Origin of the sequence: Pseudomonas sp. CC120222-01a (assembly GCF_003097235.1) — a bacterium.
Taxonomy (GTDB): domain Bacteria; phylum Pseudomonadota; class Gammaproteobacteria; order Pseudomonadales; family Pseudomonadaceae; genus Aquipseudomonas.
In genome coordinates this window covers 142,178-166,033 of record NZ_QEQQ01000015.1, presented here as the reverse complement: position 1 = coordinate 166,033, position 23,856 = coordinate 142,178, and the positions used below count along the sequence as shown (strand labels likewise).

23 protein-coding genes and 1 tRNA gene are annotated in these 23,856 nt (G+C 63.7%); 10 read left to right on the top strand and 14 right to left on the bottom strand.

Annotated elements, in window-relative coordinates; all coding sequences use genetic code 11:
* Together N430_RS19420 and N430_RS19415 are read right to left on the bottom strand one after the other, a co-directional pair.
* A partial coding sequence (locus tag N430_RS19420; RefSeq protein ID WP_165837367.1) for a transposase occupies nucleotides 1–570 on the bottom strand: 570 nt, incomplete at its 3' end.
* 195 nt (nucleotides 571–765) lie between these two features.
* Nucleotides 766–1,566, bottom strand: a complete 801-nt coding sequence (locus tag N430_RS19415; protein WP_110638270.1) for a cytochrome c — start codon at nucleotides 1,564–1,566, stop codon at nucleotides 766–768.
* Between the two features lie 478 nt (nucleotides 1,567–2,044).
* On the opposite strand from N430_RS19415, the gene N430_RS19410 reads away from it, so the two are divergent.
* Nucleotides 2,045–2,779, top strand: a complete 735-nt coding sequence (locus N430_RS19410) for an amidotransferase (protein WP_110638271.1) — start codon at nucleotides 2,045–2,047, stop codon at nucleotides 2,777–2,779.
* A gap of 132 nt (nucleotides 2,780–2,911) precedes the next feature.
* Here N430_RS19410 and N430_RS19405 read toward each other — a convergent pair whose 3' ends face one another.
* The 3 genes from N430_RS19405 to N430_RS19395 all read right to left on the bottom strand — a co-directional run bounded on the left by N430_RS19405 (nucleotide 2,912) and on the right by N430_RS19395 (nucleotide 5,437).
* Nucleotides 2,912–3,883, bottom strand: a complete 972-nt coding sequence (locus N430_RS19405; protein WP_110638272.1) for a magnesium and cobalt transport protein CorA — start codon at nucleotides 3,881–3,883, stop codon at nucleotides 2,912–2,914.
* 63 nt (nucleotides 3,884–3,946) lie between these two features.
* Nucleotides 3,947–4,666, bottom strand: coding sequence for a 1-acyl-sn-glycerol-3-phosphate acyltransferase (locus tag N430_RS19400; protein ID WP_110638273.1), 720 nt, complete (start codon nucleotides 4,664–4,666; stop codon nucleotides 3,947–3,949).
* Between the two features lie 81 nt (nucleotides 4,667–4,747).
* The gene (locus N430_RS19395; RefSeq protein ID WP_110638274.1) at nucleotides 4,748–5,437 is read right to left on the bottom strand and encodes a crotonase/enoyl-CoA hydratase family protein; all 690 of its coding nucleotides are present in this window, start codon (nucleotides 5,435–5,437) and stop codon (nucleotides 4,748–4,750) included.
* 290 nt (nucleotides 5,438–5,727) lie between these two features.
* On the opposite strand from N430_RS19395, the gene N430_RS19390 reads away from it, so the two are divergent.
* Nucleotides 5,728–5,817: transfer RNA gene (locus N430_RS19390), tRNA-Ser, on the top strand.
* A 197-nt stretch (nucleotides 5,818–6,014) separates the two neighbouring features.
* Here N430_RS19390 and N430_RS19385 read toward each other — a convergent pair.
* Nucleotides 6,015–8,153 (bottom strand): TonB-dependent siderophore receptor, encoded by a 2,139-nt coding sequence (locus N430_RS19385; protein ID WP_110638275.1) that lies wholly within the window; start codon nucleotides 8,151–8,153, stop codon nucleotides 6,015–6,017.
* Nucleotides 8,154–8,270: 117 nt separating this feature from the next.
* Complete coding sequence (locus N430_RS19380) at nucleotides 8,271–8,651, bottom strand: hypothetical protein (RefSeq protein WP_110638276.1); 381 nt, start codon at nucleotides 8,649–8,651, stop codon at nucleotides 8,271–8,273.
* A 396-nt stretch (nucleotides 8,652–9,047) separates the two neighbouring features.
* Between N430_RS19380 and N430_RS19375 the strand changes: the two genes are divergently transcribed.
* From N430_RS19375 to N430_RS19355, 5 genes are read left to right on the top strand one after another with little or no spacing between them, the layout of a single operon-like run.
* Nucleotides 9,048–10,508 carry a serralysin family metalloprotease gene (locus N430_RS19375; protein ID WP_110638277.1) on the top strand — a complete coding sequence of 487 codons (1,461 nt, stop codon included), beginning with the start codon at nucleotides 9,048–9,050 and terminating at the stop codon, nucleotides 10,506–10,508.
* Between the two features lie 51 nt (nucleotides 10,509–10,559).
* Nucleotides 10,560–10,934 (top strand): AprI/Inh family metalloprotease inhibitor, encoded by a 375-nt coding sequence (locus N430_RS19370; protein ID WP_110638278.1) that lies wholly within the window; start codon nucleotides 10,560–10,562, stop codon nucleotides 10,932–10,934.
* A gap of 51 nt (nucleotides 10,935–10,985) precedes the next feature.
* Nucleotides 10,986–12,707 carry a type I secretion system permease/ATPase gene (locus N430_RS19365; protein WP_110638279.1) on the top strand — a complete coding sequence of 574 codons (1,722 nt, stop codon included), beginning with the start codon at nucleotides 10,986–10,988 and terminating at the stop codon, nucleotides 12,705–12,707.
* Nucleotides 12,704–13,996, top strand: a complete 1,293-nt coding sequence (locus N430_RS19360) for an HlyD family type I secretion periplasmic adaptor subunit (protein WP_110638280.1) — start codon at nucleotides 12,704–12,706, stop codon at nucleotides 13,994–13,996. The genes N430_RS19365 and N430_RS19360 overlap by 4 nt, the downstream gene beginning before the upstream one ends.
* Nucleotides 13,997–14,006: 10 nt before the next feature.
* Complete coding sequence (locus N430_RS19355) at nucleotides 14,007–15,356, top strand: TolC family outer membrane protein (protein WP_371922783.1); 1,350 nt, start codon at nucleotides 14,007–14,009, stop codon at nucleotides 15,354–15,356.
* A 22-nt stretch (nucleotides 15,357–15,378) separates the two neighbouring features.
* On the opposite strand, the gene N430_RS19350 is transcribed toward N430_RS19355, so the two are convergent.
* On the bottom strand, nucleotides 15,379–16,563 hold the full coding sequence (locus N430_RS19350) for an MFS transporter (protein ID WP_110638281.1): 1,185 nt from the start codon (nucleotides 16,561–16,563) through the stop codon (nucleotides 15,379–15,381).
* Nucleotides 16,564–16,919: 356 nt separating this feature from the next.
* On the bottom strand, nucleotides 16,920–17,669 hold the full coding sequence (locus N430_RS19335) for a 3-oxoacyl-ACP reductase family protein (protein ID WP_110638283.1): 750 nt from the start codon (nucleotides 17,667–17,669) through the stop codon (nucleotides 16,920–16,922).
* A 117-nt stretch (nucleotides 17,670–17,786) separates the two neighbouring features.
* On the opposite strand from N430_RS19335, the gene N430_RS19330 reads away from it, so the two are divergent.
* Nucleotides 17,787–18,725: a LysR family transcriptional regulator gene (locus N430_RS19330; protein WP_110638284.1), complete on the top strand. Its 939-nt coding sequence runs from the start codon at nucleotides 17,787–17,789 to the stop codon at nucleotides 18,723–18,725.
* A gap of 115 nt (nucleotides 18,726–18,840) precedes the next feature.
* Here N430_RS19330 and N430_RS19325 read toward each other — a convergent pair whose 3' ends face one another.
* Nucleotides 18,841–19,311: a GreA/GreB family elongation factor gene (locus N430_RS19325; RefSeq protein WP_110638285.1), complete on the bottom strand. Its 471-nt coding sequence runs from the start codon at nucleotides 19,309–19,311 to the stop codon at nucleotides 18,841–18,843.
* A 2-nt stretch (nucleotides 19,312–19,313) separates the two neighbouring features.
* A complete protein-coding gene (locus N430_RS19320; RefSeq protein WP_110638286.1) occupies nucleotides 19,314–19,712 on the bottom strand; it encodes a hypothetical protein in 399 nt (132 codons plus the stop codon).
* Between the two features lie 130 nt (nucleotides 19,713–19,842).
* On the opposite strand from N430_RS19320, the gene earP reads away from it, so the two are divergent.
* Both earP and efp read left to right on the top strand, forming a co-directional pair.
* Nucleotides 19,843–20,976: an elongation factor P maturation arginine rhamnosyltransferase EarP gene (gene earP / locus N430_RS19315; RefSeq protein WP_110638287.1), complete on the top strand. Its 1,134-nt coding sequence runs from the start codon at nucleotides 19,843–19,845 to the stop codon at nucleotides 20,974–20,976.
* 48 nt (nucleotides 20,977–21,024) lie between these two features.
* Nucleotides 21,025–21,594, top strand: a complete 570-nt coding sequence (gene efp / locus N430_RS19310; RefSeq protein ID WP_027919495.1) for an elongation factor P — start codon at nucleotides 21,025–21,027, stop codon at nucleotides 21,592–21,594.
* Nucleotides 21,595–21,810: 216 nt separating this feature from the next.
* Here the strand turns inward: efp and N430_RS19305 are convergent, their stop codons facing one another.
* From N430_RS19305 to N430_RS19295, 3 genes are all read right to left on the bottom strand, one after another.
* On the bottom strand, nucleotides 21,811–22,239 hold the full coding sequence (locus N430_RS19305) for an organic hydroperoxide resistance protein (protein WP_110638288.1): 429 nt from the start codon (nucleotides 22,237–22,239) through the stop codon (nucleotides 21,811–21,813).
* Between the two features lie 141 nt (nucleotides 22,240–22,380).
* Nucleotides 22,381–22,836, bottom strand: coding sequence for a MarR family winged helix-turn-helix transcriptional regulator (locus N430_RS19300; RefSeq protein WP_060508817.1), 456 nt, complete (start codon nucleotides 22,834–22,836; stop codon nucleotides 22,381–22,383).
* 55 nt (nucleotides 22,837–22,891) lie between these two features.
* Nucleotides 22,892–23,848: a LysR family transcriptional regulator gene (locus tag N430_RS19295; protein ID WP_110638289.1), complete on the bottom strand. Its 957-nt coding sequence runs from the start codon at nucleotides 23,846–23,848 to the stop codon at nucleotides 22,892–22,894.
* Nucleotides 23,849–23,856 lie beyond the last annotated feature (8 nt).

Genomic DNA, 23,856 nt, shown 5'->3' with positions numbered 1-23,856 from the left:
CCAGTCCATCAGCAACTCATCGAGCAACTCGCGCAACAGGTCGGGCAGAGGCAGGGAAGCATCCTCAAGCGCCTGAGGCACATGCTTATTGATCGCGGCATCGCCTTGGGGCATGGATACGCCATGCTCAAGTAACAAACCACGGATCTGATTACCCAGCGCGGTATGTCGCTTGATGTTGCCGCGCCGAATACGGTGCAGCGCCTGGATAGCCAGTGCTGTGGTGCTCTTGATCGGTATCGAGGCGATACTCGTATCGCGACCGGCACGCAAAATGGCATGGCAGTCGTTACGATCGTTCTTTGCACCGCTGCGGTGTTCGGCGACACGCTGCGCCGGCAGGATGCGAACCAGATTACCTTTGGCCTGCAGTAGCCTGGCCCAGGCTTGTGCACCTGGACCACACTCCATCAAGACGCTCACTGTCGCTGGCAACTTGAGCAGGAAATCATGGAAGGCTTGTCGGGATTTGATGCGATGTTCGTAGATCACTCGACCGGTTGCGTCTTCGCCCGCTAACTGAAAGACCTGTTTGGCCAGGTCTACGCAGATGGTTGTGCAAAGCTCCACATCAGTGGAAGACAGGGAACCTTGCTTCGAACTATGCTTTTTCATGGTCTCGCCCTCGCTGCCGTTGGCTTCTTCGAACGCCACCGTGGCACTGTGATGCCTCGGCGGGGGCGAGTCCATCGATTACAGGAGATCGCATACCCCTGTAGGAGCGGCCTTGTGTCGCGAAAGGGGCGCAAAGCGCCCCCGGCAATCTCAAGGCCTGCGCCCAGCCATGTGCCCCAGATAAGCCAATAGCGCATCCAGCTCCTGCTCACTCAGCACATTCTCGGCAAACCCTGGCATCCGCGCCTGCGGCCATTGCCGCAAGCCCTGCGGGTCACGAATGTACAGGCGCAGGTACTCAGGCCGGAAGTACTCGGTCGGGTTGTGCGGCACGTTCAGGTCCGGCCCGAATTGCGCATCCCCCGCACCATTGAGCCGATGGCAGGCCAGGCAGTTCTGCTGGAACAAGGCAAAGCCCTGGCGCACCGGGTCATTGGCCGGCAGCCCGGGGTCGGGCAGCAACGCCGGAAAACGCTGTTCGACCGGCGCCAGTCGGCGAATCGTGGCGACCTGGAAGGGCCATTGCTCGGGGCGGATGCCACTTGCCTGCGGGTTGCTCCACACCAGGTAGAACGGCCCTGCGCTCGGCTTGCCATCGGCCAGCGCTGGCCAAGGCCTGGCTGGGTCCTCGACGGCCAGCCAGGCACGCGCCGGGCCTTCCTGCAGCAAGGGCCCGGCTGGCATTTCTGCGGCAAAGCCGTCCAGTGCTACCGCCTGCAGATGGTCATCGGGCTTTACCCCTTGCAGCAGCGTTGCCAGGGGCACGGCGCGATAATGCATGGGCCGCTTATAGGAAACGTCCTGAACGATGTCGATGTCGCGGGCCTGAGGGTGCTTGAGCAGTTCTTCACTGGACCACTGCCGGGCACTGTCGCCCAGTTCCAGGTGCAACTGCGCCGCCGACAGCGGCAGGCTCAACAACAGGGCCAGCATGGCAAGGCAATGGCGCATGGACAATCTCCGACCAGAAAGCCGGAAGATTAACCCAAGCGCAGCATTGGCGCTGTCAGCCGAACAACCGCGTGAGGTTGGGGAGAATGAGCAGCAAAGTCGTGGCGAATAAAATGAGCCCGGCTTGGCGAAGTTTCGATTGTCTGAACATGGCGGACCGCCTTCTTGTTGTTATTCCTGAATACCCGGTGGCTTCCTTGTCGGGTCTGCTTGCCTCATGTATCTGGATATAAACCACCCGCAGGGCGAGCGTCATCCATCGTCGAGAACCCTTTGTTCTAAGTGGGTAACGTTCGATACCCATTGGCTATGAGGCCACTGGCCATATCGCTGGCGAGCTCTGCCTAGACAGCGGCGTATCCACCCATGGTTCCCCGACAAAATGTGACCGTTCGTCAGTGCAGCCTACTTGCTTGTACGTGGCTTTCGCGTCAGTCTCTACAACAGATTCCCACCCATGTCGTTCAGGACTATCCCTATGTCGTTACGCATCTGCATCCTTGAAACCGATGTCCTGCGACCGGAGTTGACCGCGCAGTACCAGGGCTACGGAAGGATGTTCGAGCAGCTCTTCTCGCGTCAGCCGATCGCAGCCGAGTTTCGTGTGTACAACGTGATGAACGGCGACTACCCGCCCGACGGCGATCGCTTCGATGCCTACCTGGTAACGGGCAGCAAGGCCGACTCGTTCGGTAGCGATCCCTGGATCCAGACGCTCAAGGCCTACCTGCTCAAGCTCTACGAGCGTGGCGAGAAGCTGCTCGGCGTGTGTTTCGGCCATCAACTGCTGGCACTGACCCTGGGCGGCAAGGCCGAGCGCGCCGACAAGGGCTGGGGCGTAGGCGTTCACCGCTACTCGCTGGCGGCGCATGCGCCGTGGATGGACCCGGAAGTGTCCGAGCTGACTTTGCTGATCAGCCACCAGGACCAAGTCACCGAGCTGCCGGAAGGCGCCACGGTGATTGCTTCCAGCGACTTCTGCCCGAATGCGGCGTACCACATTCGTGACCAGGTGCTGTGCTTCCAGGGGCACCCGGAGTTCGTCCATGACTACTCCCGGGCGCTGCTCGATGCGCGTCAGGAGTACCTGGGGGACGAGGTGTACCACAAGGCCATTGCCAGTTTGGCCACCGAGCACCAGGGTGATCTGGTGGGCGAGTGGATGATGCGTTTCATCCAGCAGCCGGCCAAGGCAAGCGACAGCGCCGCCTGATCAAGCCTGGGGCTGCTTTGCAGCCCTTTCGCGACACAAGGCCGCTCCTACAGGGGTACGCGATCTCCTGTAGGAGCGGCCTTGCCGGGGCGCCGGACCGGTCGGAAAGGGGCGCAAAGCGCCCCCGGCAATCTAAAGCCAGCCAGATTTCTTGAAGCTGGCAAACAACCCCGTACACCCCAGCACGATCACGCCCAATACCCCGAAGTAGCCGTAGTGCCACCCCAGCTCCGGCATGTTCTGGAAGTTCATCCCGTAGATCCCGGCAATCGCCGTGGGGAACGCCAATATCGCCGCCCACGCCGCAAACTTGCGCTGCACGATGCTCTGCCGCGACGATTCCAGCAGCATGCCGATCTCGATGGTCTGGCTGGCGATATCGCGGATCCCGGCCAGGTCCTCCATCTGCCGCGTCACGTGGATCTGCACGTCACGGAAGTACGGGCGCATGTTCTTGTCGATGAACGGGAAGCTCAGACGCTGCAGTTCCTCGCTGACTTCCACCATCGGCGCCACGTAGCGGCGCAGGCGCAGGATGTCGCGGCGCAGGCTGTGCAGGCGCTGGATGTCCTCTTCCTGCAACGTGGTGCTCAGCACACTCTGCTCCAGCTCTTCGATCTCGCCATGAATGGCCTCGCTGACCGGCTGGTAGTTCTCGGTGACGAAGTCGAGCAGGGCATACAACACGAAGTCTTCGCCATGTTCGAGCAGTAGCGGGCGCGCCTCGCAGCGCTGGCGCACCAGGGCGTAGGATTTCGAGTGGCCGTTGCGGCAGGTGATGATGTAGCCGTTGCCGGCAAAGATGTGGGTTTCGATGAACTCCAGCTTGCCTTCGTGGCGGACCGGCGAGTAGGTGACGATGAACAGCGCATCGCCAAAGGTTTCGAGCTTGGGCCGGCTGTGCTTTTCCAGCGCATCCTCGATGGCCAGTTCGTGCAGGTTGAACTGGCATTGCAGGTTGGCCAGTTCCTCGGCGTTGGGCTCTTCCAGGCCGATCCACACGAAGTGCCCCGGCTTGCGCGCCCACTCGCTGCCTTCGTCGATATTGATGTTGGTGACCTTTCTGCCGGCGGCATACACCGCCGATGCCACGACTCGACCCATGGTTATCCACTTGTTCGGTTGCACACGGGTTACAGCTTGGGCTGTAGTTGGCCGTAGAGCAACCTAGAGGTGGGCGAGTTCATCTTCCATGTGGTCGATGCAATGCTGCATCTGGGTGCGGCACTGTTCGATCAACGCTGGCAGGTCCTGCTGGCTGAGGCCGTTGGTGGCGATCGGTGGCAGTGAGCGCACGATCACTGTCCGCCGCCGCCAGCTGTTCAGGCTCAGGCGCCGGGCATAACGGCTGACGCACACTGGCACGATCGGCACACCGGCTTCCACGGCCATGTGGAACGCACCTTTCTTGAACGCCAGCAGCTGTTCTTCGGGGTTGCGCGTACCTTCCGGGAAAATCCATATCGAGGTGTCGTCGCGCAGGATGCGCGTGGTGGTCTGCATGGCCTTGCGCGCCTGATAGGCGTTCTTGCGGTCGATCAGCACGTTGCCACCCAGCCAGAACAGCTGGCCGAACAGCGGAATCCAGCCGAGGCTCTTCTTGCCGATGGCGACCGTGCGTTGCGGCACGACATGGCCGAGGATGAACAGGTCGTAGTTGGACTGGTGATTGGCCACGATCACGCAGCCGGGCGGCTGGTCCCACAGCGGGCCGACTTCGGCCTTGACCCTGATGCGCATCAGCCAGGTGGCCGGCACGCTGTAGAGGCGGGCGAAGAGGCGGCTGTTGTCGCGGTTGAAGGGGCGCAGCAGGCCGATCAGCAGGCCGAGGGAGCCCGCCAGCACGAAGTGCAGCCCCAGCAGGAGCATGCGAAGCGAGTAAAGCATGGTACGACTCACACCAGACAGTCGCGGCGCAGTGTACGGCTGTGCACTGGCCGGGGCAAACCCTGGTGTGAGCCGCTGCGATCAGCCCATGTGGCCCTGATCGAGCAGAATCGCCTCGTCCAGGGTATCCAGCAGCCCCTTGCGCACTTTCAGCTTGGTGTTCTTGTGCGCCAGCATGTTCAGCTTCTTCAGCTCGCGGGCAGCGCCTTGGGCGACGTCAAGCAACTGCTCGGCCGGCACCACTTTGTCGAGGAAGCCGGCATCCAGTGCATCCTTGGGCTCGAACATCTCGGCGTTGATCACCGAGCGGTGGAAGGCTGAGCGACTCAGGCGGTCGCGGGCCAGTTCGATGCCGGCGTGGTGCATGGTCATGCCGATCTGCACTTCGTTCAGGCCGATCTTGTACGGGCCTTCGACGCCAATGCGGTAATCCGCCGACAGCAGCAGGAAGGCGCCCTTGGCCACGGCATGGCCGGGGCAGGCGACGATCACCGGGAACGGGTGCGACAGCAGGCGGCGGGCCAGGGTGGAGCCAGCGGTGACCAGGGCGACGGCTTCTTTAGGGCCGGAGGTCATCACCTTGAGGTCGTAACCCCCGGAGAGGATGCCCGGCTGGCCGGTAATGATCACCACGGCACGCTCCTGCGTGGCGCGGTCGAGGGCGGCATTGAAGGCCGCGATGACGTCCGGCGAGATGGCGTTGACCTTGCCGTTGTTCAGGGTCAGGGTGGCGATGCCGTCTTCGGCGTGGTAGGTAATCAGCTCGCTCATGGCGCAATCCTTAGGGTGACGTGGCGACGACGTTACCCAGCACGGCGGGCCAGGTAAAGCAGCAAGGCTGACCGGCCAGTCAGTGTCGGGGCGCCATGCCTTGCGTGGCGAGGGCGGCGCGTTTGCAGCGGGTAAAAGCGCTGGCGAGATTGGCAGCAATGCCCTGGCAACCTCGGTTTTTCAGTGGGTTGGCTTAAATGCATGAAAAATTTGAAAAAAATGCTTGCCAAAGAAAAGCTCTTCTACTAAATTAGCGCGCCTCGACGGGGTGAAAGCCTTGAAGAGAAAACGGTGAAGTGTCCGAGTGGTCGAAGGAGCACGCCTGGAAAGTGTGTATACGAGAAATCGTATCAAGGGTTCAAATCCCTTCTTCACCGCCACATTCTGCGAAAGCCCCCGAGCTGAAAAGTTCGGGGGCTTTTTGCATTCTGGGGCCTTGTAGGAGCGGCCTTGTGTCGCGAAAGGGCTGCGAAGCAGCCCCAGGGTTTCAGCGCAGACGCACAAATTGCTGGGGCTGCTTCGCAGCCCTTTCGCGACACAAGGCCGCTCCTACAAGGCCGTCACTCGCTCCAGAGACTCAAAAGTTCACTGAGGCAGACACGCGCGCCGTCCGCGGCGCCCCCTGGAACAGGTAGTTGTCGCCCAAGTAGTCCCCCACATCACGCCAGTAGCGTTTGTCGAAGACGTTATCCACCGTCAGCCGCAGCGTCGTGTCATACCCGTCGATCTGCATGCGGTAGCGGCTGCCGATATCGAACACGGTATACCCGCCAACCTCCACATTACCCGCCTGGCTCGCATACTTGCTGGCGCTGTAGCGCGCCCCGCCGAGCAAGGCCAGGCCGGGTACTGGCAGGCTGTACTCGGCATGCAGGGCGGCGCGCAGCCGCGGCACGTTGATCGCCTGGTGGCCCTCGTAGGCGTCGGTGCCGCTGTCCTGCACCCGGGCGCGAATCGCTGCGGCGCTGGCCTGAAGCTGCAGGTTCGAAGTTGCACAGCCGCTGGCGCCCAGTTCCAGGCCGATGTTCTTCTGCTGGCCCTGCTGCACATAGGTGAAGCTGCCGTCTCCTTCCGGGCGTGCGTACTGGTACGCCTGGCGGATCTGGAACAGCGCAGCGCTGAAGCTCATGCCTCGCCAGTCACGCTTGATACCTAGCTCCAATTGGTGGGAGAGGGTAGGGGCAAGAATCTCGGCCGCGTTGCTGGCGTACCAGGGGGCTGTGCCGCCCGCCGACAACCCCTTGGCGTAGCTGGCATACACCGTGGTATCGGGGCGTGGTTTGTAGATCAACGCGGCATTGGGCAGCAGCTGGTATTGCCGGGTATGCCGCCCGGCCACGCCGTTCTCGTCCCAGGTTTTCTCATCCAGGCGCACTTCGCGGGCGCCCAGTACGGTCTGCCATTGCTCGTTGAAACTGATGCGGTCGCTGACGAACAGGCCGTACTGGCGGCTGTCCAGGCGCTTTTCGCTGGCGCCGATCGGCTTGTCCGACGGCGCCACGGCCGGCGCGCCGGTATAGATGTTGCCGCTGCCGACCAGCTCGTTGTAATAGGGGCGCTGATCGAGCGTGCGACGTTGGGCGCTGCTGCCCACGGTCAGGTCGTGCTGCACACCCAGCGCGTCGAAATGGCCATTGAGCATGGCCTGGGCTTCATCGGTGCGGCGGGTATCGTCGGGGCTGCGGAAGTCATAGATGTCATAGTCGCCCTCGGGGCTGAAATGCGACTGCCAGCCACCTTCGCTGCCCCAGGCGAACGCACTGTAGTCGTCGATCACCACCTTGCTGCGCGATGCACTCAGGGTGCCGGTCCAGGCCTCGTTGAAGCGGTATTCGAAGCGGCCGCCCAGGTTCAGCGAATCGTTCTGCACAGGCTTCGCCCACTGCTGGTAGGCCAGGCGGTCGCTCGGGTCGATGCCATGGGGCAATTCGCTGCCGCCCAACAACTGATAGCCCGGTACCGACCGCTGTTCGCGGTGCTGGTACTCGGCATCGAGCTGCAAGGTGGCATCGGGGTTGATCTGCCAGTCGAAGGCCAGCGAGGCAAAGTCGCGCTTGCCGTCGGCATGGTCGACGTAAGAACGGATGTCCTCGTGGGCGAGATTGGCGCGCAGGCCGAACTGCCGCTCATTGCCGAACCAGCCGCCGATGTCGGTGGCGAGGTAGCGCTCGCCTTGGGCGTTGGTCGAAACCGTCACGCTGCGCACGTCGGCGGCGCGTTTGGTCACATAGTTGATCAGCCCGCCCGGCTCCGACACGCCGCTCTGCAGCCCGGAAAGGCCCTTGAGCAGCTCGACCTGCTGCTTGTTCTCCAGTGCCACGTTCTGCTCGCCGGCGATGGTCTGGCCGTTGATGCGGTAACTGCTGGCGGCGTTGAGCTCGAAACCGCGCACGTTGAAGTTTTCGTAGTAACCGATCGGGGCATAGCTTTCGCCCACCGAGGCGTCGCTTTGCAGCACTTCGCTGAGCAGGCGAACCTGGCGGTCTTCCAGCAGTTGCTGGCTGAACACGCTGACCGAGGCCGGGGTGTCGAGCAAGGGGGCAGGCTGGAAGCCGCCGACCGAGGCCTCGCGTACCTGGTAACCCTCATCGCCGTAAGTGTCGGACACCTGCACCGGGGCCAATTCCAGGCTGTCTTCGGCCAGGCCATGAGGGCTGTGCAGGGCCAGGCCCAGGCTGAGCAGGCTCAGGGGCAGGTGAGGGCGAAGCAGGGGCATGCAGGGGGCGTCCTTGGGGCGAAGACCGCGCAGGCTTCTTCGCGGGCGCGCCCGCGAAGAGGCCGGAACAGGCGAAAAAAGGGGCGCTATGTTATCAGGCCCAAGCCCTGCGGGTCTTCAGTCAGCAGTTGCCGGGTGGCGATGCTGGCGCCAGGTGTCGTCGATTTTCGACCAGGTTTTGCCGTCAGTGATGGCCATCAGTTTGCGGCCATCCTTGAAGGTGGCCAGGAAGGTGGCTTCTTCTTCTTTGCCGCCCAGCCAGAGCCCGGCCAGCAGGCCCACCGGGCCGGCCACCAGCGCCCCGGCCACGCCCCAGCCGAGGGCAGTACCCAGGCTGCGGCTGGACTCCAGGCTGGCCAGGCGCAGGTCAGCGATGCGGGCTAGTGAAATGCGCTCGCCGGGTGAAGGGCTGCGTGGGGTCTTGAGTGTGAGCGATCCATTGCGAAACTCGCCTTCACCTTGCAAGAAATCGCCGGATTGCACCGTGAGTCTTGTCATTGATTCGTCCTGTCAGTGAAAGGTCTTTGACCAGCGCCTACTGAGCGCCCCATCAGCGGGCAAGTCAACGGTCAGGCGACGGAGGGTCATGAGGTGTTCTGTCGCACTTTGCCGATGTGTCGCTTTTTTATAATCAAACTTCCACTTGTTGAATAAAACTTGCCGGTCACTCTTCGTATGGCGGCATTTAATTTAGTTCTCTTTCGTTTGCGCAAACAATAAAACCGTGCATTTGTTTTCGTTTTCGAAGAAAAGCCTTCAAAAACGCTGGACATGAACTTTCAATATGTGTCAGTTTTTTTGCGCCTCATAAGGGCGAGTGACAGGATGCTCTCGCCAAGGTAAGGGAATCCTGTCGGACATCTACTGCTTTTTTGTAAACAAGGAAGTGTCTGTATGTCGAAAGTCAAAGCAAGCGCCATTGTTTCTGCAGCTGCCGCCGTGCAACCGCAAGGGCCCAGCAGCGCCTTCGGGCTGATCAATGGTTTTGGCCATCAGTACGATCGCGGTGGCGCGGACGTCAATGGCAAATCCTCGTTCACGGTCGACCAGGCCGCCACCCAGCTGCTGCGCGATGGCGCGGCCTGGCAGGATCTGAACAAGGACGGCACCATCAGCCTCAGCTACACCTTCCTCAACCGCGCACCGGCGGACTTCTACAGCCGCGACCTGGGCAGTTTCAGCGCCTTCTCGGCGCAGCAGAAAGCCCAGGCCAAGCTGGCCATGCAGTCGTGGGCGGACGTGGCCAAGGTGACCTTCACCGAGGCCGCGTCGGGAGGCGACGGTCACATGACCTTCGGCAACTACAGCGACGGCAGCAGCGGTGGCGCTGCCTTCGCCTACCTGCCGTTCAATCAGCCGGGTTCGCACAAGGGCGAATCCTGGTACCTGATCAGCCGTGACTACCAGGTCAACGTCAACCCTGACACCGGCAACTACGGGCGCCAGACCCTGACCCACGAAATCGGCCATGTGCTTGGCCTGTCCCACCCCGGCGACTACAACGCCGGCGAGGGTTACCCGACCTACAAGGACGCCTCGTACGCCCAGGACACCCGCGGCTACAGCGTCATGAGCTACTGGAGCGAGAGCAACACCGGGCAGAACTTCATCAAGGCCGGCGGGCAGTACTACGCCTCGGCGCCGCTGATGGACGACATCGCGGCGATCCAGAAGCTCTATGGTGCCAACCATGCAACCCGTTCGGGCGACACTGTGTATGGCTTCAACGCCACCGCCGACCGCGATTTCTACTCGGCCACCTCGGCCTCGTCGAAAGTGGTGTTTGCCGTGTGGGACGGTGGCGGCAACGATACCCTGGACTTCTCCGGGTTCACCCAGAACCAGAAGATCAACCTCAACGAAGCCTCGTTCTCCGACGTCGGCGGCATGGTCGGCAACGTGTCCATCGCCAAGGGTGTCACCGTCGAGAACGCCTTTGGCGGTGCCGGCAACGACCTGCTGATCGGCAATGGCGTGGCCAACGTGCTCAAGGGCGGTGCTGGCAACGACATCATCTACGGCGCCGGTGGCGGCGACCAGCTCTGGGGCGGCTCCGGCGCGGACACCTTCGTGTTCGCGGCGGTCAGCGACTCCACCCGGGCGGCGCCGGACCGGATCATGGACTTCACATCCGGTCAGGACAAGATTGACCTGTCGGCCATCGCCGCGTTCGCCGTGGACAAGCTGCCGCTGCAGTTCGTCAACGCCTTTACCGGCCATGCCGGCGAGGCGCTGCTGAGCTACGACCAGGCCACCAACCTGGGTAGCCTGGCCATCGACTTCACCGGCAACAGCCAGGCTGAATTCCTGGTGAGCACCGTTGGCCAGGCCGCTGTCACCGACATCGTGGTCTGATGCACCAGGGGGTGGCGCTTGCGCCGCCCCTTTTGCCGACGAGGTCAAGGCATGCAAAGGTTCGAGCGAATGATCGCGCTGGGCGCGGTCCCCCTGATGGTGATCACTGAGGTCTGTATGGCGAGCAGCCTGCTTCTACCCAATGCCGCGCAACTGGCCGGCCGTTGGCAACTGTATCCCGAGTACCAGCCCGCGCAGGCCTGTGAGTTGCGCCTTGGCGCCAGTGGAGGTGAGCTGAGCGGTGACCTGGCGTGCGCCGAACGCTTGCTGGGCTTGCGCCCCGGCAGCTGGCTGGTGACACCGGACACCCTGGCCCTGGTCGGTGCCGACGGCAGCCAGGCGGTGCATTTCAGCCGCCAGGGCGCCGGGCACTATGCGTTGATCACGGCGAACGGCACACACTTGGTGCTCGACCGCCAGGACTAATAAATCCCGGCCTGGAACTTCACGCAAGTTCCAGGTGAACAAGGGCGACCCATGAAACTACCGAGCAAACAGCCCGGGGCGCCCTTGTGGGCGGCACTCGGCAACTACAAGTCGGCGCTGGTCAGCGTTGGCTGTTTCACGGCATTGATCAACCTGCTCATGCTGGTGCCGTCTATTTACATGTTGCAAGTGTACGACCGTGTACTGAGTTCACAGAACACTACAACTTTGTGGTTATTGACCATCATGGTGGTCGGTTTCTTCATCTATATAGGCGCGTTGGAGGCAGTGCGCAGTTTCATTGTCATTCGCGTGGGCAACCAGTTGGAAAAAAGTTTCAACTTGCAGGTGTACCGCGCGGCCTTCGAGCGCAACTTGCGTCAGCGCGACGGCGCCGCTGGGCAGGCCTTGAATGACCTGACGCAATTGCGTCAATTCGTTACCGGCCCGGCTCTGTTCGCCTTCTTCGATGCCCCGTGGTTCCCGATTTATCTGGCGGTAATCTTTGCCTTCAACCCCTGGCTGGGGCTGATGGCCAGCGGCGGTGCCTTGCTGTTGATTGCCCTGGCCGTGCTCAATGAACGCCTGACACACGCCACGCTGACTGAGGCCAGCGCCGTGCAGCAGCAATCGACGCTGTTGGCCGGCAGCCAGTTGCACAGTGCCGAGAGCATCCAGGCCATGGGCATGCTCGGTGCGCTGCGCCGCCGCTGGTTTGCCCAGCACGGGCGCTTCCTCGACCTGCAGAACCAGGCCAGTGACACCTCGGCGGTGATCACGGCCACCAGCAAGGGCTTGCGCCTGTGCCTGCAATCGCTGGTATTGGGGCTTGGCGCCCTGCTGGTGATCAACGGGCAGATGACCCCGGGGATGATGATCGCCGGCTCCATCCTCATGGGCCGGGTGCTGGCGCCGATAGACCAGTTGCTTGCCGTTTGGAAGCAGTGGAGCGGGGCGAAGCTGGCCTATCAGCGCCTGGACAGCCTGCTGCGCGAACACCCGGAATCGCCGGCGCCGATGCCCCTGCCGGTGCCCGACGGACACCTGTCGGTGCAGCAGGTCAGTGCCGGGCCGCCCGGGCGTGGCCTGGCCACCTTGCAGCAGGTCGACTTCACCCTGGCCGCCGGTGAACTGTTGGGTGTGCTGGGGGCTTCAGGCTCGGGCAAGTCGACCCTGGCCAAGCTGCTGGTGGGCGTGTGGCCGACCCGCAGCGGCCATGTCCGCCTGGATGGCGCCGAGCTTGGCCAGTGGGACCCTGAAGCCCTTGGCCCGCATATTGGCTACCTGCCACAGACCATCGAACTGCTGCGCGGCAGTATCGCCGAGAACATCGCCCGCTTCGGTGAGCTGGATGGCCAGCAGGTGGTCGAGGCCGCACGCCTGGCTGGCGTGCACGAATTGATTCTGCGCCTGCCCCAGGGTTACGACACACGCCTGGGCGAGGCGGGGCTCGACCTTTCTGGTGGCCAGAAGCAACGTATCGCCTTGGCCCGCGCGCTATATGGCAATCCTTGCCTGATCGTGCTCGACGAACCCAATTCCAACCTCGACAGCCACGGCGAGACCGCGCTGGCCAATGCCCTGGCCCAGCTCAAGGCCTTGGGCCGCACCGTGGTACTGGTGACCCACCGCAGCGCCGCGCTGGCCCAGGCCGACAAATTGCTGGTGCTGCACGAAGGGCGCATGCAGGGCTTCGGCCCGGCCCGCGACATCCTCCATGCCATGGGGCAAGCCCCGGCCCAGCGCCCGTTGCAGGCCGGGGGTGGCGCATGAGCCGGCATGAGCGCGATGCGCGCTTCCACGTGCGCTTGGGCTGGGTGCTGACCCTGGTCGGTTTCGGTGGCTTCATGGCCTGGGCCAGCCTGGCTCCGCTCGACCAGGGTGTGCCGGTGCAGGGCACGGTGGTGGTGTCGGGCAAACGCAAGGCTGTGCAGTCGATGGCCGCTGGCGTGGTCAGCCGGATCCTGGTTGGCGAAGGCCAGCAGGTTCATCGGGGCGAGCCGCTGTTCCGGCTCGACCCCACCCAGGTGCGGGCTGATGTCGATGCGTTGCAGGCCCAGTACAGGATGGCGCGCGCCAGCCTGGCACGCTGGCAGGGCGAGCGCGACAACCTGGGCCAGGTGGTGTTTCCTGCCGACCTGCTGGCACAGAACGATGCCGGGCTTGGGCTGATGCTCGAAGGCCAGCGCCAGTTGTTCGACAGCCGCCGCCAGGCCCAGGCCCGCGAGCAAAGCGCGCTGGCGGCCAGTATCGAGGGTTCACAGGCCCAGCTGAGCGGCATGCGCCGGGCCCGAGGTGACCTGCAAGCCCAGGCCGACTCTCTGCGTGAGCAACTGGACAACCTGCGGCCACTGGCCGGTGATGGCTACATTCCGCGCAACCGCGTGCTCGAGTATCAGCGCCAGCTGTCCCAGGTGCAGCGCGACCTGGCGCAGAATGCCGGTGACAGCGCTCGCCTGGGGCAAGTGATCGTCGAAGCCCGGCTCAACCTGCAGCAGCGCCGCGAGGAGTATCAGAAAGAGGTGCGCAGCCAGCTGGCCGACGCCCAGGTCAAGGTAGCGACCCTGGAGCAGCAGCTCAACGCCGCAGGTTTTGCCTTGCAGCACAGCGAGATCCTTGCGCCGGCCGACGGTATCGCCGTCAACCTTGGCGTGCATACCGAAGGCGCGGTGGTGCGGGCCGGCGATACGTTGCTGGAGATTGTCCCCCAGGGCGCCGCGCTGGAAGTGGAAGGGCGCCTGCCGGTGAACCTGGTGGACAAGGTGGCCCTGCAATTGCCGGTGGACATCCTGTTCACCGCCTTCAACCAGAACCGCACGCCACGGGTCAGCGGCGAAGTGACGCTGTTGTCGGCCGACCAACTGATCGACGAGCGCAGTGGCCAACCGTATTACGTACTGCGCAGTACCGTCAGCGACGAGGCGCTGGCGCGCCTGGATGGCCTGACGATTCGCCCGGGGATGCCGGCGGAGCTGTTCGTGCGGACCGGCGAGCGCTCGCTGCTCAACTACCTGTTCAAGCCCCTGCTAGACCGCGCAGGCACTGCCCTGACCGAACAATAAGGACCGCCCCGTGAAGAACTTCCCGTTGATCGGGCTGCTGGCGGCCTGCGCCTGGCTGCCTGGCATCTCTCTGGCGGCCATGGGGCCGTTCCAGGTGTACGAGCAGGCCCTGCGCCGCGATCCGACCTACCTGGCCGCGTTCAAGGCCCGCGAGGCCGGCCAGGAGTACCGCGCCATCGGCCGCGCCGGGCTGCTGCCGAGCCTGTCGTACAACTACAACAAGGGCCGCAACGATTCCGAGGTGAAATACCTGGGGGATTCGCGCCGCCAGCAAGAGGACCGGCATTACAACAGCATGGGTTCGAGCTTCATCCTCCAGCAGCCGTTGTTCGACTACGAAGCCTATGCCGCTTACCGCAAGGGTGTGGCCCAGGCGCTGTTTGCCGACGAGGCGTTCCGCGACCAGAGCCAGCAGTTGCTGGTGCGCGTAATGAGCAGCTACACCCAGGCCCTGTTCGCCGAAGATCAGATCGCCATCAGCGTGGCCAGCAAGCAAGCCTACCGCCAGCAGTTCCAGCAGAACCGGCGGTTGTTCGACGCCGGTGAAGGCACGCGTACCGATGTGCTCGAAGCCCAGGCGCGTTTCGAGCTGGCCGATGCCGAGGAAATCCAGGCCCGCAACGATCAGGACGCGGCCCTGCGCGAACTCGGCGCGCTGATCGGCGAGCCCGCAGTGCGTGTCGAGGAGCTGGCGCCGTTGCGTGCGGGTTTTGCCTTGCCCAGCGTTGAACCGAGCGGCTATGACGCCTGGCAGGCGCGGGCCTTGGCCAGCAATCCGCAACTGGCGTCGTCGCGCCAGGCCCTGGACGTGGCGCGTTACGAGGTCGAACGCAACCGTGCCGGGCACCTGCCCAAGGTCACGGCCTTCGCCACCTCGCGGCGCCAGGAGTCGGACAGCGGCAACACCTATAACCAGCGCTATGACACCAACACCGTGGGTATCGAAGTCAGCGTGCCGTTGTTTGCCGGTGGCGGTGTGTCGGCCTCGACCCGGCAGGCCAGCCGTCATCTGGAGCAGGCCGAGTACGAGCTTGACGGGCAGACCCGTGGCGCCCTGATCGAGCTGCGCAAGCAGTACAACGCCTGCCAGTCCGGCGCCAGCCGCCTGCGTGCCTACCAGCGGGCCCTGGTGGCAGCCGAGGCACTGGTGGTGTCGACTCGCAAGAGCGTACTGGGCGGCGAGCGGGTCAACCTCGACGTGCTCAACGCCGAGCAGCAATTGGCCAGCACCCGGCGCGATCTGGCCCAGGCGCGGTATGACTACCTGCTGGCGTGGATCAAGCTGCACTACCAGGCAGGCGTGCTGAGCGAAGCACAACTGGCGCAGGTGGATGAGGCGTTTGCTGCTGGAGGCTCTTGATCATCGTGGGAGTGCTCCCGTATCAGGCTGCCTGCGCAACCGCCCGCTTGCGCAGCGCCCAGGCCCACACCAGCAGCGCCAGCGTACCGATCGCCAGGCCCGCCGTGACGATCCCCATCCAGCCGTGGTGCTGGAACAGTTGCGTGCCCAGCAACGAGCCTAGCGCACCGCCGATGAAGTAGCAGGTGATGTAGCCGGCATTGAGGCGGGTGCGAGCTTCGGGGCGCAGGGCGATCACCGCATTCTGGTTGCTCACGTGCACCAGCTGCACGGCCAGGTCCAGGGCCAGCACGCCTACCAGCAACGCCAGCAGCGAGCTTTCGGCAAAGCCCAGCGGGATCCATGACAACAGCAGCGCCACCAGGCCCACCGTTGTGCCCAGCGAGCCTTTGCCGCGGTCGGCCAGGCGCCCGGCCCAGTTGGCCGCCAACGCACCGGCCGCACCGGCCAGGCCGAACAGGCCGATGGCCGCGTCGGAGTAGTGGTACGGCTCGATGGCCAGCAGGAATGCCAGCGGTGTCCAGAACAGTGCGAACAGGCTGAACGCCAGCAGGCCGAGCAGCGAGCGCAGGCGCAGCACTGGCTCTTCGATGAACAGGCGGAACACCGAGCCGATCAGCGCCGGGTACTTCAGGCCGGCATGGCTGTTGTGTTCGGGCAGGTTGCGGTACAGCGCCAGCGCCGTGAGCGCCATCAGCACGGCGGCCAGCACATAGATGCTGCGCCAGCCGCCCAGCTCGGCCATGAAACCGGCGGCGGTACGCGCCAGCAGGATGCCCAGCAGCAGCCCGCTCATCAAGGTGCCCACGGCGCGACCACGCTGATGCGGCTCGCTCAGGGTGGCGGCCATCGGCACTAGGATCTGCGCTACCACCGAGAACAGGCCGGTGAGCGCGGTGCCGAGCAGCAACCAGGGCAGGCTCGGGGCACAGGCGCTGATGACCAGGCCCAGGGTGGAGATGGCCGTCATCACCACGATCAGCCGGCGCTGTTCGAACAGGTCGCCCAGCGGCGCCAGCAGCAACAGGCCGGCGCCATAGCTCAGTTGCGCGGCGATGACGATGCTGCCGGCGCTTGCGGTACTCAGGCCGAACTGTTGCGCAATGCTGTGCAGCAGCGGTTGGGCGTAGTAGTTGCTGGCCACGGCCAGGCCGGTGGCGGTGGCCATCAGCAGGATCAGGGCACGGCTCAGGGAGGGGGATTTCATGGGATTCTCGTTTGGTGCTGGGGGTGTTCGTCGGTGATTTTGTGGCGCCTGTGAGATCGAGCGCCGCCCGCGCGGCGCATCGCGGGCAAGCCCGCTCCCACATCTGTTTCGGGCCAGTCACTCCTGTGAAGCCAACAGGAACCGCCTTGTTTGTTCCCTTCGATATCGAGGTGGGCGCAACTGCTTTCCATCGGTCTAAGGTCATGCACCAAGGCGGGCCCTGTTGGCGGCACAGGAGAGACTGGCCTGAAACAGATGTGGGAGCGGGCTTGCCCGCGATGCGCCGCGCGGGCGGCGCTCGATCTTTGCACCAGCATACAACTCAAGCCGTGCACGTTGCCGTCTTTATACAACCCTCAAGCCGCAAACCCACCATCGGCCAACAAGCTGGCCCCGGTGATGTAACCCGCCTCAGGCCCCGCCAGATACGCCACAAAGCTGGCAATCTCGTCCGCCTGTCCGTACCGCCCGATGGCCATCAGCGGAATCAGGCTTTCGGCAAACTCGCCGCTGGCCGGGTTCATGTCGGTATCCACCGGCCCTGGCTGCACGTTGTTCACGGTAATCCCCTGCGGCCCCAGGTCACGGGCCATGCCCTTGGTCAGGCCGACCAGCGCTGACTTGCTCATGGCATACGGGGCGCCACCGGCAAACGGCATGCGTTCGGCATTGGTGCTGCCGATGTTGATGATGCGCCCACCCTGGCCCATGTAGCGGGCAGCGGCCTGGCTGGCGACGAACACGCTGCGCACGTTGACCGCGAGGGTGCGGTCGAAGTCCGCCAGGTCGAACTCGGCCAGCGGCGCAACTGCCAGCACGCCGGCGTTGTTGACCAGGATATCGAGGCGGCCGAAGGCCTTGAAGGCGTCGTCCACCGCCAGCTGCAAGGCGGCGGCGTCGGCGCTGTCGGCGCGCAGGGCCAGGGCCTGGCCGCCCGCGGCCTTGATTTCGTCGGCCAGGGCTTCGGCCGGGCCGGCGGAGCTGACGTAGGTGAAGGCGACGTGTGCACCTTCGTGGGCCAGGCGCCGCACGATGGCTGCGCCGATACCGCGCGAGCCGCCTTGGACGAAGGCGACTTTGCCTTCGAGGGTAAGTTGCTTGGACATGCTGATCTCCTGCTGGAAGCAAGGCCGGATGCCTTGGATGGACGCAGTATCGACCGATGATTACCTGCTGATAAGATGGCAATCACTATCAGCAGAGTAAACCTTTGGTTGGTAATCATGGCCATGGAGTCTTTCAACGCCCTCGAGTGCTTCATTCGAAGCGCCGAGGTGGGCAGTTTCGCCGAAGCGGCCCGGCGCCTGAGCATCACCCCGGCGGCGGTCGGCAAGCACGTTGCCCAGCTGGAGGCGCGCCTCGGGGTGCGGCTGTTCCAGCGTAGTACGCGCAAGCTGACTTTGACCGAAGCCGGGCAGCGATTTCTGGGCGAGGTGAGCGACAGCTTTCGCACCATCCAGTACGCCGTGGCCAACCTGGCCAGCGCCGAGGGCCAGCCGGCCGGGCTGCTGCGGGTGAGCATGGGCACGGTGTTCGGCCGCCTGTACGTGCTGCCGCTGCTGGGTGAGTTTCTGCGCCGCTACCCGGCGATCACCCCGGACTGGCATTTCGACAACCGCCAGGTCGACCTGATCGGCCAGGGCTTCGATGCGGCCATTGGCGGTGGTTTCGAGCTGCCGTTGGGCGTCGTGGCGCGCAAGCTGACCCCCGCGCATCGGGTGCTGGTGGCGGCGCCTGAGTACTTGAACCGGCATGCCGCTATCGACAGCCCCGAGGAACTGAAGCGCCACGACGGGATTCTGATCCGTTCCCCACAGACCGGACGGGTACGTTCCTGGCCTTTGACCAGCCGTTTGCAGGAGCAGCAGCCGTTGCTGTTGCGCCAGGCGATGACCATGAGTGATTCGGACGCAGCCTGCGCGGTGGCGCAGCAGGGGTTGGGGGTCGCCCTGGTCAGCTTGCCGTTTGCCGTGCCTTACCTGGAGGCCGGGCAGCTACAGCGGGTGTTGCCGGACTGGTATGTGGATGATGGGCATATCAGCTTGTATTACGCCGAGCACAAGCTGTTGCCGGGCAAGACCCGGGCGTTCATCGACTTTGTGGTGGAGCAGTTTGCCGAGCGGGGGTTGGCGGGGCGGTTCGATGCGCTCTCAGGGGCTTAGAAATGGATTGCTTGTGCTGGCTTCTTCGCGGGCACGCCCGCTCCCACAGGTACTGCACAGCTTTCAGATCTTGTGCTTATCCTGTGGGAGCGGGCGTGCCCGCGAAGAGGCCAGGTCAGGCAACATCGATGATGTAGAAAAGCTGGGTCCCAAGCTTCACCTCGTCATCAATCTTCTTGCCCACCAGTTGCTGCCCCAGCGGCGAACGCGGGGTGATCACAGTCACCAGCTCATCCCCCTCGCCAATCTTCAACCCGGCCGCCTCAGGCCCGAGAAACAGCAACCGCCGCCCGCCATCTTCATCTTCCAGCGTCACCAGATTGCTCACCTGCACCCCGCGCGCCGGTTCATACTCGCGCAGCAGCAATTGCTGGTAAGTCAGCAGCGCCTGGCGAATCTCGGCCGTGCGCCGTGCCTGCCCGGTGGCCAGGTACGACGCCTCCAGCCCCAGGGTGTCGTACTTGTTCTCGGCGATGTTCTCTTCGGCGGTGGCCGCTTCATAGGCGGTCTGGGCTGCGCGACGCAACACCTCCATGTCGGCTTCTAGGGCCGCGACGATGCGCGTGAGCAGGGTGGCCTTGTCCATGGTCAGTAGCAGAACTCCAGTACGTTGGCCTGGCTCTTGTCAGTCGGCGCGGTGCGGTTCTGCGACAGCCAGAACTGGCACTTGGGGCTGTTGAGGTTGCGCGGGTTGCCTTGGGCAGCCTCGGCGGCCTGCTGCACTTCCTGCTTGTGCAGGATGTCCTTGTAGCGCTCGAACATCTCGCTCTGCGCGTCCACCGGCTGAGCGGGTGCAGTCGTCGGTGCCGGCTTGCTGTAGACCGGTGCCACTGCCTGGACCACGGGCTGCACCTGGTCGGGCCACAGTTGCAGGGCCAGCCACAGACTCAGGGCGATCGCCACGGCGCCGAGCCACAGGCCAAAGGCCACGCAGAAAATCAGTTGCAACGGTTTGAGGGTGATCTTCAGTTCACGGTGGCGGGGCATGGCGGCCTCCTGGCAGGGCGGGCGAAGGGGCCATTGTCGCATGGCGCTGGAGTTTTTTCCGTGCGGTGCTTTTGTCAGCGACAATTTATCCGCAGAATTCGCGGTTTTTGCGCAGGGCGAGGCAGGGCACATGAAAACCACCTGGGACATTTTCTGCAGCGTCGTCGACAACTATGGCGATATCGGGGTGACCTGGCGCCTGGCCCGGCAGCTGGTGGCCGAGCACGACTTGGCGGTGCGCCTGTGGGTGGACGACCTGAATGCCTTCGTGCCGCTGTGCCCCGGTGCCGATGCCAGTGCCGCGCAGCAATGGCAGCAAGGCGTCGAGGTGCGAGCCTGGCCTGCTGACTGGCAGCCTGCAGAGCCTGCCGACGTGGTGATCGGTGCGTTTGCCTGCCAGTTGCCGCCAGCTTACGTCGAAGCGATGCGCGCACGCACGGCGCCGGTACTGTGGCTGAACCTCGAATACCTCAGCGCCGAGGATTGGGTCGAAGGCTGCCATGGCTTGCCATCGCCACAACCCAATGGCCTGCGCAAAGTGTTCTTTTTCCCGGGCTTCACCGACAAGACCGGCGGGCTGTTGCGCGAGGCCAGCCTGCTGCCGCGCCGGCAGGCCTTCGAGCAGTCGGCCAAAGCGCGTGCGGCATTCCTTCAGGGCCTGGGCGTGCAGGTGCAGCCCGGTGCACTGCTGATGTCGCTGTTCGCCTATGAAAACGGGCAGCTGGGCCGTTGGCTCGATGCGCTGGCCGAAGATGCCGAGCCGGTTCACCTGCTGGTCCCGCAAGGGCGCATTCTCGGCGATCTGGGCGCCTGGCTGGGTGAGCAACAGTTGCAGCCTGGCGATGTGCACCAGCGCGGCACGTTGACCGTGCAGGTTCTGCCGTTCGTCAGCCAGGACGATTATGACCGCCTGCTGTGGAGCTGCGATTTCAACGCGGTGCGGGGGGAAGATTCGTTCGTGCGCGCCCAGTGGGCCGGCCGGCCGATGTTGTGGCACATCTATGTGCAGGACGAAAATGCCCACTGGGAAAAACTCGAAGCCTTCCTTGCGCATTATCGACAGGGCTTGTCGGACGCTGCCGACGAGGCGCTGATGGCATTGTGGCGTGCCTGGAACATGGACCGCGACATGCACGCGGCCTGGCAAGGCGCCCGCAAACACTGGGCGGAACTGCAGCAGCATGCCGCTGATTGGGCCGTGAGTCAGGCCGCTCGGCCGGACCTTGCCGCAGCGCTAGTACACTTTTACCGAAATTCGCTATGATACGCGGCCTCGATTTTTATAAATCCATCCAGATTCGGATATTTTGCAATGAAAACTGGTAAAGAAATCAAACCCGGTACCGTTCTGCGCATCGATAACGATCCGTGGCTGGTTCAGAAAGCTGAATTCACCAAGTCGGGCCGTAACAGCGCGATCATGAAGACCAAGCTGAAGAACCTGCTGACCGGCTACAAGACCGAAACCGTGTACGGTGCGGACGACAAGCTGGACGACGTGATCCTGGATCGCAAAGAAGCGACCCTGTCGTTCATCAACGGTGACGAATACACCTTCATGGACACCACCGACTACACCATGTACGAGCTGAACGCCGAGGACATCGAAGCCGTTCTGCCGTACATCGAAGAAGGCATGGAAGACGTCTGCGAAGCCGTGTTCTTCGAAGGCCGCCTGGTATCGGTTGAACTGCCGACCACCATCAGCCGTAAGGTCGTCTACACCGAGAACGCTGCTCGTGGCGATACTTCCGGTAAAGTCATGAAGCCTGCCAAGCTGGCAAACGGTACCGAGATCCAGGTTGCCGACTTCATCGCTATCGACGAGTGGATCGACATCGACACTCGCGACAACAGCTTCAAAGGCCGCTCCAAGAAGTAATCCTTCTTGCGAAACGCAAAAAACCCGGCCTTGGCCGGGTTTTTTCATGCCTGTGATTTCTGCAGCTATCGGCATGCTCTTGCTTTTGTGGGAGCGGCCTTGCGTCGCGAGAGGACCGCAAAGCGGTCCCAGGATATCCGGCCAGATGCATCTATTGCCGGGGCCGCTCTGCGGCCCTTTCGCGACGCAAGGCCGCTCCCACATGGACCGCGTGCTTCAGACGGTTACGTGCAGGCGTACATCGACATTACCGCGGGTGGCGTTGGAGTAAGGGCAGACCTTGTGGGCCTTTTCAACCAGCCCTTCGGCATCGGCCTGGGCCAGGCCCGGCAGGTTGATGTGCAGGTCGATGTCCAGGCCGAAACCACCAGGGATCTGGCCGATACCGACGTTGGCGGTGATCAAGGCATCCGCAGGCAGGGCTTTCTTCTCCTGGCCGGCCACGAACTTCAGGGCGCCGATGAAGCAGGCCGAGTAGCCGGCGGCGAACATCTGCTCAGGGTTGGTGCCTTCACCACCGGCGCCGCCGAGTTCCTTGGGGGTGCTCAGCTTGACTTCCAGCTTGCCGTCGCTGGAGCGGGATTTGCCGTCGCGACCGCCGGTGGAGGTGGCTTCTGCGATGTACAGCGGAGTGACCTTTTGCATCTTGAGCCTCGCTAGTGTGCTGTGCGCCCCTGGTGATCAGGTGGCGTCGGGTGGGTACGGGATTTAAATTAGCGCGCAATTAGTTAGTGCGCAAGATAAATCTTCACCGCTCATCCGAACGGGCATCACACAGCGTAGCCGTCAGAGGTTTTTTTGCAGGCTGTCGCGCAGCTCCAGCAGGTCGGCCTGCAGCTGCTGCAGGCGTTCGAGGCTGCGGCCGCTGGCCTTGAGGATGCAGTGCGGTACTTCCCGGGCCTGCTGCTGCAAGGCCCGGCCCTTGTCGGTCAGTTGCACCAGCACCACCCGCTCATCCTCGCGGCTGCGGTTGCGCTGCAGCAGGCCTTCGCTCTCCAGGCGCTTGAGCAGCGGTGTGAGCGAGCCGGGGTCGGTCAGCAGGTGCTGGCTGATTTCGCCTACGGTCAGGCCGTCCTGCTCCCACAGCACGAGCATGGCCAGGTACTGCGGGTAGGTCAGGCCCAGTGCTTGCAGCAGGGGCTTGTAGACCTTGGTCATCAGCAACGAGGTGGAGTGCAGGGCGAAACAGACCTGGTTGTCCAGCAGCAGCTCGTCACAGGAAGCTTGGGTGTTGGCGTTCATGCAGGTCCTTGAATGTCATCAATGGAGAAATCTAGCACGCTCAAGGTTGGGGCGCTTACTGCCAGCGCAGTTCACTGCGCAGCGCCAGGTCCCAGGGTGGCACTGGGCTGAAGCGGCTCTTGAGGAATTCGAGCAGCAAACGGCTGCGAGAGTTCGTTTCATGTTCAAGGCGCAGTGCATAAATGCCACTGGTTTCGGCTTCGGGCAGGCCGTTGTCGCAGAACAGCGGCAGCAGTTCGCCGCGCAGCAGGTAGTCGCTGATCAGCCAGGTCGGCAGGTGGGCGACGCCGAGGCCGGCGAGGGCGCCGAACAGCAGGGTCTCGGCGTTGTTGGCGGCCATGCGCATGCGTGCCGGGCGGTACAGGCGCATCTGCCCGTCGACCGCGAAGCGCCAGGCGAACGGCGGTGCCAGGCCGTCCCAGTCGAGGCCGTCGTGGCTGGGCAATTCGCTGGGGCAGCTGGGCATGCCGCGGTTGGCCAGGTAGGCAGGGCTGGCGCAGGCGATGCGCACCATGTGCGCCAGCTTGGTGGCGACCAGGCGGGTGTCGGCCAGGGGGCCGGCGCGCAGTACCAGGTCGACCTCGCCCAGATGGCTGCCATGCAGGTCGACGAAACTGTCGATCAAGCGCAATTGCACATCCAGGCCTGGGTAGGCCACCAGGAAGTCGGCGATTGCCGGCGCCAGGTGACGGCGGCCGAAGGCGGCCGGGGCGTCGATGCGGATCAGGCCCTCGGGGGCATTGCTCAGCGATACTGCCTCGGCACGGGCCAGGCGCAGTTCCTCGATGATGCGCCGGGCACGCTCGGCGAAGGCATTGCCCGCCGGGGTGGCGCGTACGGCATGGGTGCTGCGGGTGAACAGGCGGCTGCCCACGGCGCTTTCCAGGTTGTCGATGCGCCGGGCCACGGCGGACGGGGTCAGTGGGTGGCGGCGTGCGGCGGCAGAGAAGCTTCCGCTCTCCAGCACATCGAGAAACAGGCTCAACTGGTCGGTCAGGGTATCGGGGCTCATGGTCATTC

Excerpts from the sequence above, each read along its gene's own strand:
- N430_RS19415 (WP_110638270.1), bottom strand. The coding sequence starts at position 1,566 with ATGCGCCATTGCCTTGCCATGCTGGCCCTGTTGTTGAGCCTGCCGCTG.
- N430_RS19410 (WP_110638271.1), top strand. The coding sequence starts at position 2,045 with ATGTCGTTACGCATCTGCATCCTTGAAACCGATGTCCTGCGACCGGAG.
- N430_RS19405 (WP_110638272.1), bottom strand. The coding sequence starts at position 3,883 with ATGGGTCGAGTCGTGGCATCGGCGGTGTATGCCGCCGGCAGAAAGGTC.
- N430_RS19400 (WP_110638273.1), bottom strand. The coding sequence starts at position 4,666 with ATGCTTTACTCGCTTCGCATGCTCCTGCTGGGGCTGCACTTCGTGCTG.
- N430_RS19395 (WP_110638274.1), bottom strand. The coding sequence starts at position 5,437 with ATGAGCGAGCTGATTACCTACCACGCCGAAGACGGCATCGCCACCCTG.
- N430_RS19385 (WP_110638275.1), bottom strand. The coding sequence starts at position 8,153 with ATGCCCCTGCTTCGCCCTCACCTGCCCCTGAGCCTGCTCAGCCTGGGC.
- N430_RS19380 (WP_110638276.1), bottom strand. The coding sequence starts at position 8,651 with ATGACAAGACTCACGGTGCAATCCGGCGATTTCTTGCAAGGTGAAGGC.
- N430_RS19375 (WP_110638277.1), top strand. The coding sequence starts at position 9,048 with ATGTCGAAAGTCAAAGCAAGCGCCATTGTTTCTGCAGCTGCCGCCGTG.
- N430_RS19370 (WP_110638278.1), top strand. The coding sequence starts at position 10,560 with ATGCAAAGGTTCGAGCGAATGATCGCGCTGGGCGCGGTCCCCCTGATG.
- N430_RS19365 (WP_110638279.1), top strand. The coding sequence starts at position 10,986 with ATGAAACTACCGAGCAAACAGCCCGGGGCGCCCTTGTGGGCGGCACTC.
- N430_RS19360 (WP_110638280.1), top strand. The coding sequence starts at position 12,704 with ATGAGCCGGCATGAGCGCGATGCGCGCTTCCACGTGCGCTTGGGCTGG.
- N430_RS19350 (WP_110638281.1), bottom strand. The coding sequence starts at position 16,563 with ATGAAATCCCCCTCCCTGAGCCGTGCCCTGATCCTGCTGATGGCCACC.
- N430_RS19335 (WP_110638283.1), bottom strand. The coding sequence starts at position 17,669 with ATGTCCAAGCAACTTACCCTCGAAGGCAAAGTCGCCTTCGTCCAAGGC.
- N430_RS19330 (WP_110638284.1), top strand. The coding sequence starts at position 17,787 with ATGGCCATGGAGTCTTTCAACGCCCTCGAGTGCTTCATTCGAAGCGCC.
- N430_RS19325 (WP_110638285.1), bottom strand. The coding sequence starts at position 19,311 with ATGGACAAGGCCACCCTGCTCACGCGCATCGTCGCGGCCCTAGAAGCC.
- N430_RS19320 (WP_110638286.1), bottom strand. The coding sequence starts at position 19,712 with ATGCCCCGCCACCGTGAACTGAAGATCACCCTCAAACCGTTGCAACTG.
- earP (WP_110638287.1), top strand. The coding sequence starts at position 19,843 with ATGAAAACCACCTGGGACATTTTCTGCAGCGTCGTCGACAACTATGGC.
- efp (WP_027919495.1), top strand. The coding sequence starts at position 21,025 with ATGAAAACTGGTAAAGAAATCAAACCCGGTACCGTTCTGCGCATCGAT.
- N430_RS19305 (WP_110638288.1), bottom strand. The coding sequence starts at position 22,239 with ATGCAAAAGGTCACTCCGCTGTACATCGCAGAAGCCACCTCCACCGGC.
- N430_RS19300 (WP_060508817.1), bottom strand. The coding sequence starts at position 22,836 with ATGAACGCCAACACCCAAGCTTCCTGTGACGAGCTGCTGCTGGACAAC.
- N430_RS19295 (WP_110638289.1), bottom strand. The coding sequence starts at position 23,848 with ATGAGCCCCGATACCCTGACCGACCAGTTGAGCCTGTTTCTCGATGTG.